Origin of the sequence: Cobetia sp. ICG0124 (genome assembly GCF_004006355.1) — a bacterium.
GTDB classification, from domain to species: Bacteria; Pseudomonadota; Gammaproteobacteria; order Pseudomonadales; family Halomonadaceae; genus Cobetia; species Cobetia marina.
In genome coordinates this window covers 1-15,972 of sequence record NZ_CP024893.1, presented here as the reverse complement: position 1 = coordinate 15,972, position 15,972 = coordinate 1, and the positions used below count along the sequence as shown (strand labels likewise).

Here is a 15,972-nt window from a genome sequence, read left to right as displayed (position 1 = left end):
CATCCTTTGGATGCCATGGAGGTCGAATCATGCGTAATTCAGAGCAGGTAGATACGCTCAAGAACGAGCTTCTCGATATTTTCATGACCCTCGGTGCCGACGAACATCAGGCCCGCAAGAAACAAAGCGCAGTCCGCCACCTCCGCGCCAGACGCGGAATCGAAATGCACAACGAAATCAAGCGCCTGAGCGAGGATTTAAGCGACATCGAAGTGCTGGAAACGGAAAGCGATATCGATACCCACTACAGGCTGGAGGCGAAGACCACCACCACGCCGATCGGGGCGATGAAGCGCGCCACGAAGCTCCACAGCTTGAAGGCCGAGTCGCTCATGTTGAGCTGACTGCGCACTTCATCACGCCCCATGAACCAGCCGACGAAGACGATGGTCGCCAGGCCGGTCAGCGGCAGCATCAGCTTGCTGGTCGCGTAATCGAGCAGGTCGAAGATGGTCATGCCCTCGAACTTGGCGAACATGCCCAGCGGCGCCACATCACTCCACAGATTGAAGGACAGGATGGTGGCGATCCCCAGCAGCCAGGTCGCGATCCCCGCCACCCAGGCAGAGGCCACGCGTGACATCGGCGTCTTCTCTTCCAGCCATTCGACGATGGGTTCCAGCAGCGAGATGCCTGAGGTCCAGGCCGCGAAGACCAGCAGCACGAAGAACACCACGCCGAACACTTCTCCGCCCGGCATGTGGCCGAAGGCCAGCGGCAAGGTCTGGAAGATCAGGCCCGGGCCCGCAGCGGCGTCGAGACCATTGGAGAACACCACCGGGAAGATGGCCAGCCCCGCCAGCAGAGCGATGACGGTATCCAGCACCACCACGATCAGCGCGGTACGCCCGATATTGACGTCATCGGAGAGATAGGAGCCGTAGGCCATCATGATGCCCATGCCCAGTGACAGGGTGAAGAAGGCATGCCCCATCGCCGCCAGCACGCCATCCTTGTCGAGCTTGGAGAAGTCCGGTGTCAGCAGCCAGGCAGCCGCTTCCGCGAAGCCATCAGTGGTCGCCGCATACCCGACCAGCATGACCAGCATGACCGCCAGCAGCGGCATCAGGATCTTGGCGGCACGCTCCAGACCACCCGCGACGCCCCCGGCCACGACCAGGATCACCATCAGCATGAAGGCACTGTGCCAGGCCAGCAGGGTGGTCGGGTCGCCCAGCAGACCACCGAACAGACTGCCTGCCGTGTCAGAGGTCAGGCTTTCGAAGCTGCCACTGGCGGCGTCGGCGATGAAGGCCAGTGCCCAGCCACCGATGACACTGTAGAAGGACAGGATCAGATAGGCGCCGAGCACACCGGCCACCCCGATCAACACCCAGGCGGGGCTACGCTTGAGGCGCGCACTGATGTGACTCATGGTCGAGATCGGGTTCTTCTGTCCCAGGCGGCCCAGCAGCCACTCGGACATCAGGATCGGCAGACCGATCAACAGAATGCAGACCAGATAGACAAGAACGAAGGCACCGCCGCCGCTCTCACCGGTCATGTACGGGAATTTCCAGATGTTGCCCAGTCCGACGGAGGAACCGACGGCGGCCAGGGTGAAGGCCAGGCGAGAAGACCACTGAGCGTGGGAATGCGGTTTGGATGACATGTGAGTCCCTGATTCGTCGCGATGATGCCAGCCACGGGTAGCGGCCTGTGGCATCTTGTTGTGCTTGTTGCATCATGCTGGCGAGACGGAAGGATGAACCGTGGCCGACAGGATGGCGTCGCAGGATCACTGCTGTGGTGCATCTGGCCGTCATCATGGCCGGATAGGCCCGTATGACAGACAGACTGGTGTCGATAGACACGCCGGAATGGACACGCTGCCCGCCCCGCGCTAGAAGAGACGTCCTTGTCCTTCCCCGGGGAAGGCACCGATCAATGGCCGATCAAGCCGCTCCAGCACCTGATTGGCCAGACGACGCGCCAAGGCCGGAGCCGCCTTGTTGTCAGGAGTATGCACAAACAGGAAAGGGCTTTTCCCCTGACTTATCCACAGGGAAAGGCGTTCCACCCAGGGCTGGAAGAAGGCCAGATTGGTCGCGTCGTCATGATGCCCGATGAAGCGGACCAGCGGTTGGCGTGCGCTGGAGAACACATGCAATGGGCGATGCGGCTTTTCCGAGCGTGCCACGGCAAGCCCTGGATGCGCGGTATCAGGGCCACTGAAGAGTGGACGGACATCCAGCATCACGCGATCGACTCCGTGACTTATCAACAAGCGATTCAACTGTCGTTCCACCGAGCCCTTGGCAAAGAAACTCGGGGCACGGGGCTCCACGGCCCAACCAAGGCCAGCACCCTCGACATGCGCGAAGAATTGCGCAAGACGCGGGAGTACCTCCTCCCCCAGGTCGCGTGGCAGCTGGATCATGATCGGCCCCATGCGCGACTTAAGTGGCGCAAGCCGCGCCAAGAATTCCGCCAGCTCCTCCTCGATTCCCTGAAGCCTCAACTCATGGGTCAGTCGTCCCGGCAACTTGAAGCAGAAGCGGAAGTGCTCGGGCGCCTGGCGGGCCCAGCTGGCCACGGCGCTCTCCGGCGGCAGAGCATAGAAGCTGGTATTGCCTTCGACACAGTCGAAGACCTGCGCGTAATCCGCCAGATGCTCGCGCGGGCCACTGCCCGGCAGCAGGCTGCCGCGCCAGTCATCGTTGGCCCACATCGCGAGCCCTAGATGAAGATGCCCCGCCTCCGTCGGTGCGGAGGATGCATGAAAATGGTGCATGAAGGCGCCATAGCTAGAGGAATGTGAGGGTCAAAGGCCCAATACACCGAATAATATCGTCTGCTAGAGCGACGTAAGCACAATAAAAACTGTCATCACGGCGTGCTATGGTCCACTTCCTGCATGAACCGTCAGTCGGAAGCCATCATTGTTGACTGCCCATACCCCGGAGCCTGTCATGACTGCTTTCCAACGACTCATCCTGCGTGCCAACGACAGCCGCTCCCGTGCGGCCAATGCCATCACGCTGCGTAGCCTGATCACGCTCTTCGAGGGCTGTCTGCTGGTGGCACTCGGCGTGCGCCTGCTGCAGGCCGGCGGCTTGCTGGTCAGTGGTACTGCCGGGATGTCATTGCTTGGCTCGGACCTGACGGGCTTGAGCTTCGGCAGTCTGTTCTTCCTGATCAACCTGCCCTTCTACGGGCTGGCCTGGAAGCAGCTGGGGCTCAACTTCACGCTGCGCACCCTGGGATGCGTCAGTCTGCTCTCGATCCTGACGGATCTACTGGCGGTCAGTCTGCCGCTGGGCGACGTCAATCTGCCGGTGGTGGCGATTGCCGCAGGCCTGCTCATCGGGCTGGGGGTCACCCTGCTGTTTCGCGAGAACGCCTCCCTCGGCGGACTCAACATTCTCGCGCTGGATCTGGAGCGACGCTTCGCCATCCATGCAGGCCGCACGACTTTCGCCTTCGACCTGCTGCTGATCGCGCTCGCCGCACTGGTCTATCCCTGGCCGCAGGTCATCTGCTCGGCACTGGCGTTCGCCACGCTGTCCTTCGTACTGGGGCGCTACCACCGCCGCACGCCTCAATGGCAAGCAGGTGCAGGCAGCTCACTAGCGGCGACCACGCCCGCCATTGGAGCCGCCGCCGCCCTTGTACGACGGGCTCTTTCCCCCGGCACTTCTGCCGCCAGGATTCTTCTTGCCAAAGGTCGTGTTGCCAGAGGACTTGTCCCCCCTGCTCGCCGCATCGCGCTCATCGCGACGCTCTCCGGCCTTGCCACGCGTGCGTGGCTTGAGGCCGCTCGCGAGCTTGCCCGCGCCATTGGCGTTCTTGCTGCCCGGCTGGGAGCCGCCCTTGCCGGCGCTGCTGCGTTCCTGATTGCCACGAGCGGATCTGGACTCATCGGTACGCTCCCGCCGCCCCGCCCCTTCCTGGCGAGCCCCCGTCCGTATCCTGCGCGGCACGCTGATGGCGCGCGGCAGTCGCGTGTTGGGAAGGCGTCGGCGCCGCCGCCAGTCGTGAGGCCTCCTCGGTACCACTGGAGCCTTCGATCATCCAATGGATGTCGTCCATCTCCTTCTGGGTGAGATAGCGCCATTCGCCGATGCCCAGCCCGTCCAGGCTGACATTCATGATGCGCACCCGCTTGAGCTTGAAGACCTCATAGCCCAGCGCCTCGCACATGCGGCGAATCTGGCGATTGAGCCCCTGCGTCAGGATGATGCGGAACACATAGGTGGAAATCTGCTCGATGCGGCACGGCTGGGTGATGGTATCCAGAATCGGCACGCCGGCTGCCATGCGCTTGAGAAAGTCCGGGTTGATCGGCTTGTCGACCCGCACCACATATTCCTTCTCGTGGGCGTTGCCGGCCCGCAGGATCTTGTTGACGATGTCGCCGTCACTGGTCAGAAAGATCAGGCCATCGGAGGGCTTGTCGAGGCGACCGATCGGGAAGATCCGCTTGGGATGGCCGATGTAGTCAATGATGTTGCCTTCCACGTGGCGCTCGGTGGTACAGGTGATGCCCACAGGCTTGTTGAAGGCCAGATAGACCGCTTCCTGCTTGGCCTTCAACGGCTTGCCGTTGACCAGCACCTCATCGCCCGGCGCGACCTTGGTGCCCATCTCGGGGACGACACCATTGATGGTCACTCGCCCTTCGGCGATATGGCGGTCCGCCTCGCGCCGCGAGCAGAAGCCCGTTTCGCTGATGAACTTGTTGAGGCGGGTAAGCGATGCGTCGCGATCAGTCATGGCAGGTCACGTGCGTGCGCCGGGCGATGAACGCGCAGCGGACGTAAGAGGATAAGAAGGCAGGCGCACAGGATACCAAAAACGGCAGCCCTGAGGCTGCCGTTGGCCCGATGAGACTGAGCTCATCTGCTGCTGCGCCAGACATGACGCAGCCGTCTTGCATCGCGGGATCACTCGACCGTGACGCTCTTGGCCAGGTTACGCGGCTGATCGACATCGGTGCCCTTGAGCACGGCGACATGGTAGGACAGCAGCTGCAGCGGCAGAGTGTAGAGAATCGGTGCCAGCACTTCGACTGACATGTGGCATGCGCAGACGACGCGCACGCCTTCAGCTCTCTTCGAGACTGATATTCTCGTCAGCGAAGACGAACAGCTCCCCGCCACGTGCACGCACTTCCTGCAGGTTCGACTTGAGCTTCTCGAGCAGCTCGTCGTTGGGTGCCACCGCGACCACCGGCATGTCGGCATCCACCAGCGCCAACGGGCCGTGCTTCAGCTCGCCCGCCGGATAGGCCTCGGCGTGGATATAGGAGATTTCCTTGAGCTTGAGCGCGCCTTCCAGCGCGATGGGGAACTGGGTGCCACGCCCGAGGAACAGCGCGTTGTGCTTGTCGGCGAAGGCCTCTGAGAGACGCTCGATCTCGCTGTCCATGGCCAGCGCCTTGGTGACCAGTGACGGCAGCTGACGCAGCTCACGCACCACCTCGGCTTCCCCGGCCTCATCGCCACCCCGCACGCGACGCAGCGACAGCGTCAGCAGCATCAGACCGACCAGCTGGGTGGTGAAGGCCTTGGTGGAGGCGACGCCGATTTCCGGTCCGGCCATGGGTCATCAGTGACTGAGGTCCGATTCACGCACCAGCGAGCTGCCCGGGACGTTGCAGATCGCCAGACTCGCCGAGGTAATGCCCTGCCTGCAGCGACTCGCGGTTGAGCTTCTGGATAGCCCGCAGTGCGGACAGCGTGTCGGCGGTCTCGCCGGACTGGGACAGGGTGACGAACAGGGTGCCATCGGCCACCACACACCGGACGGTAGCGGAACTCTGAGGCGACCTCGACCGCCGCCGGAATGCCGGCCAGACGTCTTCGATCCAGTAACGCGCCACCATGCCGGCGTGGTAGCTGGTACCACAGGCGACGATCTGCACCTGCTTGACCTGACGGAAGAGGTTTTCCGCCTCGCTGCCGAAGCTGCGCACCAGCACGTGATCACCGTTCAGGCGACCTTCCAGCGTGGCAGCCAGCACACGGGACTGCTCGTGGATTTCCTTGAGCATGAAGTGGCGATAGTCGCCCTTGGAGGCGGCATCCTGCGCGTGCTCGAAGGTCTGGACCGGGCGCTCGTTGGCCTCGGTGATCAGACGCTCGCCCTGCTCGAAGATCTCGATCTGCTCGGCGGTCATGCGCACCAGATCGCCTTCCTTGAGATAGATGAAGCGATCGGTGACCTGCAGCAGCGCCAGCTGATCGGAGGCCAGGAAGTGCTCGTCGATCCCGACACCGATCACCAGCGGGCTGCCCTGACGCGCGCCGATCAGCACGTCCGGCTGGGCACGATGCACCACGCCCAGCGCGAAGGCGCCATCCAGCAGGGCGACGGCCTTCTGGACGGCGGTCAGCAGGTCCTGGCTCAGGGTGTATTCACGCGCCAGCAGGTGGGCGACCACCTCGGTGTCGGTCTCGGAGGTGAAGACATACCCCTGACCTTGCAGCTCGCGCTTGAGCGTCTCGTAATTCTCGATGATGCCGTTGTGGACTACGGCCAGGCTGTCACCGGACTGGTGCGGGTGAGCATTGGCTTCACTCGGCGCCCCATGCGTGGCCCAGCGAGTGTGAGCGATACCCACGCGTCCCTTGAGCGGTGATTCTTCGAGACGCTCCTGCAACGCCGCAACCTTGCCCAGCGCACGCACGCGATTCAAGCGGCCCTCTTCGGACAGCACGGCCATGCCGGCACTGTCATAGCCACGGTATTCGAGGCGGTGCAGACCCTCGAGCAGGATGTTCTGGACGTTACGACTGGCGACGGCGCCTACGATGCCACACATGAGCAATCTCCTTATGCTGTTGCTGGCGCCACGAGCGGGGCAATCAACACCTCGACTCCATGAGCGCGAATCTGGTCACGCGCAGCATCAGGCAACGCGTCATCGGTTATCAGGGTACTGATGCTGGACCAGGCCAGCTCCAGGTTGGGAATGCGACGGCCCAGCTTGTGGGATTCCGCCATCACCACGACTTCTCGCGACACCTCGGCCATCACGCGTGACAGGCCGATCAGCTCATTGAAGGTGGTAGTGCCACGTTCGAGGTCCAGACCATCCGCGCCGAGGAAGACCTGGTCGAAGTCGTAACTGCGCAGCACCTGCTCCGCCACCTGTCCCTGGAAGGAATCGGAGTGCGGATCCCAGGTACCACCGGTCATCAGCAATACCGGCTCGTTTTCCAGCTCGCGAATGGCATTGGCCACGCTCAGCGAGTTGGTCATCACGATCAGGTCATCACGCCCCTTGAGCTCGGGGATCAGCACCACCGTGGTGGTACCGCTGTCGATGATGATGCGCTGATGGGCGCCGATACGGCTGGCTGCCAGGCGGGCGATGGCCTGCTTGGCGGCACTGACCGGTTCGTCATGCACGAGCAGTTCACGCGGCATGGCCACGGCGCCGCCGTAGCGCCTGAGCAGCAGGCCGCTCTTCTCGAGAAAGGCCAGATCCTTGCGGATGGTGACCTCGGAAGTGGCGAGTTCCCGCGCCAGTGCCTCGACACTGACTTCACCGTCACGTCCCAGTTGTTCGAGGATCTGGTGACGCCGTTGTGGTGTCAGACGCTTGGACATCAGGGCCCCCTATAAAGTTTCGAAACGAAAGATAAGCGAGGAATAACGAAACATCAAGTGAAAGACGAGACAGGATGAGACGATTCATTCCTGAAAACGGGGAGACACCTGTCGGTGCCTCCCCGTTTCTGATGCCCACCTTCACTCACCAGCAAGCATCGCGACTGAAGCTGCCGAGCTGCCGTTCACTTCTTGGTCGGACGCGGCCATTCCGGCTTGTCGATACGCTTGCCACGCGCCACGCTCAACGCACCTTCGGCGACATCGCGGCTCAGGGTCGATCCAGCGCCCACGGTGGCACCCGCACCGATCTTGAGCGGCGCCACCAGCGCGGAGTTGGAGCCGATGAAGGCATTGTCGCCAATTTCGGTTCGGAACTTGTTGGCACCGTCATAGTTGCAGGTGATGGTGCCGGCACCGACGTTGACTGCCTCACCGAGGGTGGCATCACCGACATAGCTCAGGTGATTGATCTTGGCGTTCACGCCCACCTGGGCATTCTTGGTCTCGACGAAGTTGCCGATGCGCGCGCCGCGCGCCAGTTCGGTTCCAGGACGCAGACGTGCGAAGGGCCCGACATTGTTGTCACCTTCCAGTACCGCACCATCGATGACGCTATGCGGCGCGATGTTGGCGCCGGCACCGATGGTGGCATTGCGGATCACGCAGTGGGCGCCGATGACCACGTCATCTCCGAGACTCACTTCGCCCTCGAAGACACAACCGACGTCGATGCTGATATCGGTACCGATGGTCAGCTTGCCGCGCACGTCGATGCGCGCCGGGTCCGCCAGGCTGGCACCTTCGGTCATCAGGCGGTTGGCTTCACGACGCTGGAAGGCGCGCTCGAGATCGGCCAGCTGCAGACGATTGTTGACGCCCTGCACTTCCTCGACCGCCGCCGGCTGGGCGGTGGCGATGTTGACACCTTCGCTGGCCGCCATGGCGATGATGTCGGTCAGGTAGTACTCGCCCTGGGCGTTGTCGGCGGACAGCGCCGGCAGCCAGCGCTTGAGCTGGGCACCGGTGGTCGCGAGGATACCGGTGTTGCCTTCCTGGATGGCCAGCTGCTCCGGCGTGGCATCCTTGTGCTCGACGATGGCGCTGACGCGACCTTCGCTATCGCGCACGATACGGCCATAGCCTGTCGGGTCTTCCAGAATCACCGTCAGCAGGCCCAGAGTCTGCTCACTGACTTCGGCCAGCAGCGCCTCGAGAGTCTCGCGACGAATCAGCGGCACATCGCCATACAGGATCAGCACCTTGCCATCGCCGATGGCTTCCAGTGACTGGGCCACGGCGTGACCGGTGCCCTTCTGCTCTGCTTGAACGGCAAAGCTCGCGCCGGTGTCGGCCAGCTGCTGCTGCACACGCTCACCACCATGACCGATGACGACATTCAGATGCGCACCGTCCAGGCCTGCAGCGGTGTCAGCCACATGACGCACCATCGCCTTGCCTGCCAACGGGTGCAGCACCTTCGGCAATTTGGAACGCATGCGGGTGCCCTGGCCTGCGGCAAGAATGACGACGTCGGTACGCTCTGCACTGCTCATCGGTGAACTCCTGTAGAAAGCGGGTCTTCATACCTGAAGCCCCTGAAAATAATGGCGCCATCATAGCAGCTGAACCCTGAGCTGCCAGTGACGAGGTTTACCCACGGCCCTGTCGCCGAGAACAGACCCGCGAAAGCATCAGTGGGCATAAAAAAAGGCGACCCGAAGGTCGCCTCTTTCCTGTCACTGGCCGTCATGGCCCAGTGCATCTCAGCGCGTGTGACGACGCATCTGCTGCACGGTGCGCAGCTTGGCCATCGCCTCGGCCAGTTCGGCCGTGGCGCGTGAGTATTCCAGTTCGGAAGCCTGATCGTTCATGGCCTTCAAGGCCACTTCCTTGGCTTCCTGGGCTGCCGCCTCATCCAGATCGTCGGCACGTACTGCGGTGTCGGCGAGGACTGAAACGAGGTTCGGCTGCACTTCGAGGAATCCACCACTGACGTAGTAGATTTCCTCAGCCCCACCCTGACGCTGAACGCGAATCGGGCCGGGTTGCAGCTCGGTCAGCAGCGGTGCGTGACCCGGCATGATGCCGAGGTCACCTTCGCTGCCGGCAGCCACGAGACGCTCGACCAGGCCGGAAAAGATGCCTTTCTCAGCGCTGACGATGTCGCAATGGACGCTCATAGCCATACCTGTTTCCTCATGCCTGAACAGGGAAATTACATGCCCTTGGCTTTCTCGACAGCTTCGTCGATGGTGCCGACCATGTAGAACGCCTGCTCCGGCAGTGCGTCATATTCGCCGTCCAGGATACCCTGGAAGCCGCGGATGGTGTCCTTGAGGGACACGTACTTGCCCGGCGCGCCGGTGAAGATTTCCGCCACGAAGAACGGCTGTGACAGGAAGCGCTGGATCTTGCGCGCACGTGCCACGGTCTGCTTGTCTTCGTCAGACAGCTCGTCCATCCCGAGGATGGCGATGATGTCCTTCAGCTCCTTGTAGCGCTGCAACACACCCTGAACGTTACGGGCAGTGTTGTAGTGCTCCTCGCCGACGACCAGCGGGTCGAGCTGACGAGAGGTGGAGTCGAGCGGGTCAACGGCCGGATAGATACCCAGCTCGGCAATCTGACGAGACAGTACGACAGTCGCGTCAAGGTGCGAGAAGGTGGTCGCCGGAGACGGGTCGGTCAAGTCATCCGCGGGGACGTAGACGGCCTGCACGGAAGTGATCGAGCCGGTCTTGGTAGAAGTGATGCGCTCCTGCAGGACGCCCATCTCTTCCGCCAGTGTCGGCTGATAACCCACCGCGGACGGCATACGACCCAGCAGTGCGGACACTTCGGTCCCTGCCAGGGTGTAACGATAGATGTTGTCGACGAACAGCAGAACGTCACGACCTTCGTCACGGAACTTCTCGGCGATGGTCAGGCCGGTCAGTGCTACGCGCAGACGGTTGCCGGGCGGCTCGTTCATCTGACCGTAGACCAGGGCAACCTTGTCGAGAACGTTGGATTCCTTCATTTCGTGGAAGAAATCGTTACCTTCACGAGTACGCTCACCCACGCCCGCGAACACGGAGTAACCGCTGTGCTCGGTGGCGATGTTACGGATCAGCTCCATCATGTTGACGGTCTTGCCGACACCGGCGCCGCCGAACAGACCGACCTTGCCGCCCTTGGCGAACGGGCAGACCAGGTCGATGACCTTGATGCCGGTTTCCAGCAGCTCGTTTGATGCTGCCTGTTCCGCGAAGCTCGGGGCTGCACGGTGGATCGGCATGTGCTCATCCGCACCCACGTCACCCGCTTCATCGATCGGCTGACCCAGCACGTTCATGATGCGACCCAGAGTCGCCGTGCCGACCGGCACGGAGATCGGAGCACCAGTGCTCTCAACTGCGAGACTGCGCTTGAGGCCTTCGGTCGAACCCATTGCGATAGTACGGACCACGCCGTCGCCCAGCTGCTGCTGGACTTCGAGTACGGTCTCGCTATCGGCGACGTTCAGGGCGTCGTAGACCTTGGGCACTGCGTCCCGCGGAAACTCGACGTCAATCACCGCGCCGATGATTTGTACGATACGTCCGCTCATTCCTGGTTCCTCTTAAACCTGCGATTGAAACCTGCTTGCCTGTTGCCACGCTGTCATCAGACGGCGGCGGCACCGGATACGATCTCGGAGATTTCCTGAGTGATCGCTGCCTGGCGGGCCTTGTTGTAGACCAGCTGGAGGTCGTCGATCAGGTCGCCGGCGTTATCGGTCGCACTCTTCATTGCGATCATTCGCGCTGCCTGTTCGCAGGCGATGTTCTCGACCACGGCCTGATAGACCTGGGCCTCGACATAGCGCTTGAGCAGCTTGTCGAGCAACGAGACGGCATCCGGCTCATACAGGTAGTCCCATGTAGTGGGACCGGTTTCTTCGTCGTTCTGATCAGCTTCGAGAGGAAGCAGCTGACGCACGACCGGCTTCTGCGTCATGGTGTTGACGAACTCGTTGAACACCACGTACAGACGGTCGAGGCTGCCCTCGTCGAATGCGTCCAGCATGGCCTTGACGCTACCGATCAGATCCTGGGTACCCGGGGAATCCCCGAGACCGGACTTGGCGGCAAGCAGGTTGCCACCGTAGTTGCGGAAGAAGGTACCGGCCTTGGAGCCGAGGGCACAGAAGTCCACCTCGACACCCTGGTCGCGCCAGCTCTTCGCATGCTTGGTGACAGCCTTGAACAGATTGGCGTTCAGGCCACCACACAGGCCGCGATCACTGGAGACCACGATATAACCGACACGCTTCACATCGCGTTCCATCAGATACGGATGGCGATATTCCGGGTTGGCCCGGGCGATGTGTCCTACAACCTTGCGGATCTGATGGGCATAAGGCTGGCTGGCCGCCATGCGATCCTGCGCTTTACGCATCTTCGACGCAGCCACCATTTCCATGGCACTGGTGATCTTTTGCGTATTTTTGATGCTCCCGATCTGGGAGCGAATCTCTTTTGCAGCTGCCATAGCGATCTGCCTTATTCATGCCACCCGAAGGGAAACGACAAGGCCCGGACTGGCCGGGCCATGTCACTTACCAGCTCTGGGTCGCCTTGAACTTCTCGACGCCAGCCTTGAGACCATTCTTGATCTCGTCATCGTAGCCGCCGGACTGATTGATCTTGTCCAGAAGATCCGCGTGCTCGGAGCGCATGTAGTCAAGCAGCGCTTTCTCGAAGCCCAGCACCTTGGCGACTTCGACGTCGTCCAGGTAGCCTTCGTTGGCCGCGAACAGCGAGATCGCCATGTCGGCCACGGACATCGGAGAGTACTGCTTCTGCTTCATGAGCTCGGTGACACGCTGACCGTGCTCGAGCTGCTTGCGGGTCGCTTCGTCCAGATCGGAGGCGAACTGCGAGAAGGCTGCCAGTTCACGGTACTGAGCCAGTGCCAGACGCACACCACCACCCAACTTCTTGATGATCTTGGTCTGGGCAGCACCACCGACACGGGAAACAGACAGCCCCGCGTTGATGGACGGACGGATACCGGAGTTGAACAGGCTGGTCTCGAGGAAGATCTGACCGTCGGTGATGGAGATCACGTTGGTCGGAACGAACGCGGAGACGTCGCCACCCTGGGTCTCGATGATCGGCAGCGCGGTCAGGGAGCCGGTCTTGCCTTTCACTTCACCCTTGGTGAACTGCTCGACATAATCGGCGTTGACGCGTGCAGAACGCTCAAGCAGACGGGAGTGGAGATAGAAGACATCACCCGGGTAGGCTTCACGGCCCGGCGGACGCTTGAGCAGCAGGGAGATCTGACGATACGCCCATGCCTGCTTGGTCAGATCGTCATAGACGATCATCGCGTCTTCGCCGCGGTCGCGGAAGTACTCGCCCATGGTGCAACCGGCGTACGGTGCCAGGAACAGCATGGCAGCCGGGTCGGAGGCACCAGCCGCGACGATGATGGTGTGTTCCATCGCGCCGTGCTCTTCGAGCTTGCGCACGACGTTGGCGATGGTGGACTGCTTCTGGCCGACGGCGACGTAGACGCAGGTAATGCCCTTGCCCTTCTGATTGATGATGGCATCAATCGCGATGGCGGACTTACCGATCTGGCGGTCACCGATGATCAGCTCACGCTGACCACGGCCGATCGGCACCATGGCATCGATGGACTTCAGACCAGTCTGCACCGGCTGGTCGACCGGCTCACGGGCGATGACGCCCGGAGCGACCTTCTCGACCGCGTCAGTCAGCTTGGCGTCGATCGGGCCTTTGCCGTCAATCGGGTTACCCAGAGCATCGACCACACGGCCGACCATTTCCGGACCCACCGGCACTTCGAGAATGCGACCGGTGCACTGCGCGGTCATGCCTTCTTCGAGTTGCAGGTAGTCGCCCAGGACGACAGCGCCGACGCTATCACGCTCAAGGTTGAGCGCCATACCGAAGACGCCACCCGGGAATTCAATCATCTCACCGAACATGACGTCTGCGAGGCCGTGGATCTGCACGATGCCGTCGGAGACGCTGACGATGGTGCCCTGATTACGGGCTTCGGATGCGACGTCAAGCTTTTCGATACGCTGCTTGATGATGTCGCTGATCTCGGAAGGATTCAGTTGCTGCATGCCATGTCCCTCGGACTCAGGAGTTCAGTGCTTCGGAAAGCCGGGCCAGCTTGCCGCGCACGGAGCCGTCAATGACGGTATCTCCGGCACGGATGATGACGCCGCCGAGCAGCGTACTATCCACCTGAGTGGTAATGGAGATGTCGCGGTTCAGACGCTTGCGCAGGGCGGTGGCGAGCTTCTCTTCCTGCTCGCTTTCCAGTGCAAAGGCGGACACCAGGGTCACCTCGACACGCTGTTCCTGCTCGGCCTTCTGGGCCTCGAACAATTCGGCCACGGAGGGCAGGGCCGCGAGGCGGTCCTGCTCACCGAGAGTCCGGATGAAGTTGCGTGCGTTGTCGTCCAACGCGTCGCCGCACACGTCAATGAAGGTGTCGACCTTGTGCTCGGTAGAGAGCTTCGGGTTGTCGAGCACCGCCTTGACGGTCGCGTCGACAGCGACGTTCGCCGCTGTCGACAACATTCCGGACCAGGCCTCTAGCGCCTGCTGGCCGCGTGCAAACTCGAACGCCGCCTTGGCGTACGGGCGAGCCGCGGTGGAGGTAGACGTTTCAGCCATGGAATCAGTCTCCTCAGAGCTCAGCAGCGAGTTTGTCAATCAGCTCGCGGTGCTTGGCTTCGTCGATGGAGGATTCCAGGATGCGCTCTGCACCGATCACTGCCAGAGATGCGACCTGACCACGGAGCTCGTCCTTGGCCTGGTTGATCTCCTGGGTGATCTCTGCGCGCGCCTGAGCGACCATACGCTCGCCTTCGGCACGGGCAGCTTCACGAGCTTCCTCGATCATCTGGTTGGAACGCTTGTGCGCCTGCTCAATGATGCTTGCTGCTTCTTCCTTGCTTTCCCGCAGTGTCTCGCTGGCTTTTTCCTGCGCCAGTTCGAGGTCACGGGTAGCACGGCTGGCAGCATCCAGACCATCTGCAATCTTCTTCTGACGTTCTGCCAGAGCCTGTGTGACCGGCGGCCAGACATACTTCATGCAGAAGAAAACGAAGACCGCAAAGGCGATGGCCTGACCAATCAGGGTTAAGTTCAGATTCACGCCAGCACCTCTCGCTTCACGATTGTTGGGTCATAAACACGGTTGGCCTGTGGCCAGCCGATGTTTAACCGACAAACGGGTTGGCGAAGGTGAAGAACAGCGCGATACCGACACCGATCATGGTCACGGCATCCAGCAGACCAGCGACGATGAACATCTTGACCTGCAGCTGCGGGATCATTTCCGGCTGACGCGCGGCGCCTTCCAGGAACTTGCCACCGAGGATACCGAAACCGATGGCGGTGCCCAGGGCGCCCAGACCGATCAGCAGGGAGACGGCGATAGCGGTCATGCCAAGAACTTGTGCTTCCATTGTGGAACTCCAGTTTTAGTCAAGTTTAAGTCAAGGGTTGAGGGTGTGAGCAGAGCTCGGAAATCTTGCCCCGCGCCACGAATGGCACGGGGCGGGTTACATCAGTGATCTTCGCTGGCCATGCTCAGATAGACGATGGTCAGCATCATGAAGATGAATGCCTGCAAGGTGATGACCAGGATATGGAAGACTGCCCACGGGAAGTGGAGCGGCAGCTGCCAGATACCGACCAGCGAGATCAGAATGAAGATCAACTCGCCTGCATACATGTTACCGAACAGACGCAGCGCCAGAGAGATCGGCTTGGCGATCAGCGTCACGAATTCAAGCAGGAAGTTGACCGGGATCAGCGCGATCTGTGCCAGCTTGTTCGGGGTATTGAACGGGTGCAGCGTCAGTTCGGCCACGAAGCCCTTGAGGCCCTTGACGCGAATGGAGTAGAAGATGATCAGCGCGAACACGGACAGTGACATGCCCAGTGTGGCGTTGATGTCGGTGGACGGTACCACCTTGAAGAACACGTGAGCCGGATCGGCGCCGAACATCTCGCCAACCTTGGCAGCAACGCCCGGCAGCCAGTCGACGGGGACCAGGTCCATCAGGTTCATCAGGAAGATCCAGCAGAAGATCGTCAGCGACAGCGGCGCGATCAAGCGGGAACGACCGTGGAAGGTCTCCTTGACGGACTGATCGACGAACTCGACCATCAGCTCGACGAAGTTCTGCAGACCACTCGGCACGCCGGTGGTCGCGGACTTGGCGACCTTGCGGAACAGGCACAGGAAGATCAGACCCAGCCCGATGGACCAGCCCATGGTGTCCAGATGGATGGCCCAGAAGCCCATGTCGGAGGCTTCCTGGGCACTGTGCGCCATGGACCACCCGTGTTCGGGGTGGTTACCGAACGTCAGATTCTGCAGGTGGTGCTGAAT

The 15,972-nt window shown here is 61.6% G+C and carries 17 protein-coding genes and 1 pseudogene; 2 read left to right on the top strand and 16 right to left on the bottom strand.

Annotated elements, in window-relative coordinates:
- Positions 1-29 precede the first annotated feature (29 nt).
- On the top strand, positions 30-344 hold the full coding sequence (locus CU110_RS17805; protein WP_346427149.1) for a hypothetical protein: 315 nt from the start codon (positions 30-32) through the stop codon (positions 342-344).
- Here CU110_RS17805 and CU110_RS00075 read toward each other — a convergent pair.
- Both CU110_RS00075 and CU110_RS00070 read right to left on the bottom strand, forming a co-directional pair.
- Positions 245-1,612, bottom strand: a complete 1,368-nt coding sequence (locus CU110_RS00075; RefSeq protein ID WP_077379825.1) for a sodium-dependent transporter — start codon at positions 1,610-1,612, stop codon at positions 245-247. The genes CU110_RS17805 and CU110_RS00075 overlap by 100 nt on opposite strands.
- 231 nt (positions 1,613-1,843) lie before the next feature.
- The gene (locus tag CU110_RS00070; RefSeq protein WP_240499629.1) at positions 1,844-2,671 is read right to left on the bottom strand and encodes a DUF72 domain-containing protein; all 828 of its coding nucleotides are present in this window, start codon (positions 2,669-2,671) and stop codon (positions 1,844-1,846) included.
- Between the two features lie 241 nt (positions 2,672-2,912).
- Here CU110_RS00070 and CU110_RS00065 point away from each other — a divergent pair.
- Positions 2,913-3,503: pseudogene (locus tag CU110_RS00065) on the top strand (YitT family protein); the annotation flags it as partial.
- 355 nt (positions 3,504-3,858) lie between these two features.
- On the opposite strand, the gene rluF reads toward CU110_RS00065, so the two are convergent.
- The 14 genes from rluF to atpB form a co-directional block, all read right to left on the bottom strand.
- Positions 3,859-4,716 carry a 23S rRNA pseudouridine(2604) synthase RluF gene (rluF, locus tag CU110_RS00060; protein ID WP_127734274.1) on the bottom strand — a complete coding sequence of 286 codons (858 nt, stop codon included), beginning with the start codon at positions 4,714-4,716 and terminating at the stop codon, positions 3,859-3,861.
- 170 nt (positions 4,717-4,886) lie between these two features.
- Entirely contained in the window at positions 4,887-5,018 is a 132-nt protein-coding gene (locus CU110_RS17430; RefSeq protein WP_276317873.1) for a hypothetical protein, read from the bottom strand.
- A gap of 28 nt (positions 5,019-5,046) precedes the next feature.
- The gene (locus CU110_RS16375) at positions 5,047-5,544 is read right to left on the bottom strand and encodes an SIS domain-containing protein (protein ID WP_240665428.1); all 498 of its coding nucleotides are present in this window, start codon (positions 5,542-5,544) and stop codon (positions 5,047-5,049) included.
- A gap of 25 nt (positions 5,545-5,569) precedes the next feature.
- Positions 5,570-6,766, bottom strand: a complete 1,197-nt coding sequence (gene glmS / locus CU110_RS16370) for a glutamine--fructose-6-phosphate transaminase (isomerizing) (RefSeq protein ID WP_240665427.1) — start codon at positions 6,764-6,766, stop codon at positions 5,570-5,572.
- Between the two features lie 11 nt (positions 6,767-6,777).
- Positions 6,778-7,557: a DeoR family transcriptional regulator gene (locus CU110_RS00050; protein WP_077379812.1), complete on the bottom strand. Its 780-nt coding sequence runs from the start codon at positions 7,555-7,557 to the stop codon at positions 6,778-6,780.
- Between the two features lie 185 nt (positions 7,558-7,742).
- The gene (gene glmU / locus CU110_RS00045; RefSeq protein ID WP_084207703.1) at positions 7,743-9,113 is read right to left on the bottom strand and encodes a bifunctional UDP-N-acetylglucosamine diphosphorylase/glucosamine-1-phosphate N-acetyltransferase GlmU; all 1,371 of its coding nucleotides are present in this window, start codon (positions 9,111-9,113) and stop codon (positions 7,743-7,745) included.
- Between the two features lie 210 nt (positions 9,114-9,323).
- On the bottom strand, positions 9,324-9,746 hold the full coding sequence (locus tag CU110_RS00040) for a F0F1 ATP synthase subunit epsilon (RefSeq protein ID WP_054556360.1): 423 nt from the start codon (positions 9,744-9,746) through the stop codon (positions 9,324-9,326).
- Between the two features lie 29 nt (positions 9,747-9,775).
- Positions 9,776-11,149, bottom strand: coding sequence for a F0F1 ATP synthase subunit beta (gene atpD / locus CU110_RS00035; RefSeq protein WP_077379807.1), 1,374 nt, complete (start codon positions 11,147-11,149; stop codon positions 9,776-9,778).
- A 56-nt stretch (positions 11,150-11,205) separates the two neighbouring features.
- Positions 11,206-12,072, bottom strand: coding sequence for a F0F1 ATP synthase subunit gamma (gene atpG / locus CU110_RS00030; protein WP_065392631.1), 867 nt, complete (start codon positions 12,070-12,072; stop codon positions 11,206-11,208).
- Between the two features lie 67 nt (positions 12,073-12,139).
- Complete coding sequence (gene atpA / locus CU110_RS00025; protein ID WP_065392630.1) at positions 12,140-13,684, bottom strand: F0F1 ATP synthase subunit alpha; 1,545 nt, start codon at positions 13,682-13,684, stop codon at positions 12,140-12,142.
- A gap of 16 nt (positions 13,685-13,700) precedes the next feature.
- Positions 13,701-14,243 (bottom strand): F0F1 ATP synthase subunit delta, encoded by a 543-nt coding sequence (locus CU110_RS00020; RefSeq protein WP_077379805.1) that lies wholly within the window; start codon positions 14,241-14,243, stop codon positions 13,701-13,703.
- Positions 14,244-14,256: 13 nt separating this feature from the next.
- Complete coding sequence (locus CU110_RS00015; protein WP_065392628.1) at positions 14,257-14,727, bottom strand: F0F1 ATP synthase subunit B; 471 nt, start codon at positions 14,725-14,727, stop codon at positions 14,257-14,259.
- 64 nt (positions 14,728-14,791) lie between these two features.
- A complete protein-coding gene (gene atpE, locus CU110_RS00010; RefSeq protein ID WP_011508579.1) occupies positions 14,792-15,040 on the bottom strand; it encodes a F0F1 ATP synthase subunit C in 249 nt (82 codons plus the stop codon).
- A gap of 101 nt (positions 15,041-15,141) precedes the next feature.
- On the bottom strand, positions 15,142-15,972 hold the full coding sequence (gene atpB, locus CU110_RS00005; protein ID WP_240665426.1) for a F0F1 ATP synthase subunit A: 831 nt from the start codon (positions 15,970-15,972) through the stop codon (positions 15,142-15,144).

Coding starts and splice junctions, on each gene's coding strand:
- CU110_RS00040 (WP_054556360.1), bottom strand. CDS start 9,746: ATGGCTATGAGCGTCCATTGCGACATCGTCAGCGCTGAGAAAGGCATC.
- atpE (WP_011508579.1), bottom strand. CDS start 15,040: ATGGAAGCACAAGTTCTTGGCATGACCGCTATCGCCGTCTCCCTGCTG.
- CU110_RS00050 (WP_077379812.1), bottom strand. CDS start 7,557: ATGTCCAAGCGTCTGACACCACAACGGCGTCACCAGATCCTCGAACAA.
- CU110_RS00020 (WP_077379805.1), bottom strand. CDS start 14,243: ATGGCTGAAACGTCTACCTCCACCGCGGCTCGCCCGTACGCCAAGGCG.
- CU110_RS16375 (WP_240665428.1), bottom strand. CDS start 5,544: ATGGCCGGACCGGAAATCGGCGTCGCCTCCACCAAGGCCTTCACCACC.
- atpG (WP_065392631.1), bottom strand. CDS start 12,072: ATGGCAGCTGCAAAAGAGATTCGCTCCCAGATCGGGAGCATCAAAAAT.
- CU110_RS17430 (WP_276317873.1), bottom strand. CDS start 5,018: ATGTCAGTCGAAGTGCTGGCACCGATTCTCTACACTCTGCCGCTGCAG.
- atpD (WP_077379807.1), bottom strand. CDS start 11,149: ATGAGCGGACGTATCGTACAAATCATCGGCGCGGTGATTGACGTCGAG.
- glmS (WP_240665427.1), bottom strand. CDS start 6,766: ATGTGTGGCATCGTAGGCGCCGTCGCCAGTCGTAACGTCCAGAACATC.
- CU110_RS00075 (WP_077379825.1), bottom strand. CDS start 1,612: ATGTCATCCAAACCGCATTCCCACGCTCAGTGGTCTTCTCGCCTGGCC.
- CU110_RS00070 (WP_240499629.1), bottom strand. CDS start 2,671: ATGTGGGCCAACGATGACTGGCGCGGCAGCCTGCTGCCGGGCAGTGGC.
- CU110_RS17805 (WP_346427149.1), top strand. CDS start 30: ATGCGTAATTCAGAGCAGGTAGATACGCTCAAGAACGAGCTTCTCGAT.
- glmU (WP_084207703.1), bottom strand. CDS start 9,113: ATGAGCAGTGCAGAGCGTACCGACGTCGTCATTCTTGCCGCAGGCCAG.
- rluF (WP_127734274.1), bottom strand. CDS start 4,716: ATGACTGATCGCGACGCATCGCTTACCCGCCTCAACAAGTTCATCAGC.
- atpA (WP_065392630.1), bottom strand. CDS start 13,684: ATGCAGCAACTGAATCCTTCCGAGATCAGCGACATCATCAAGCAGCGT.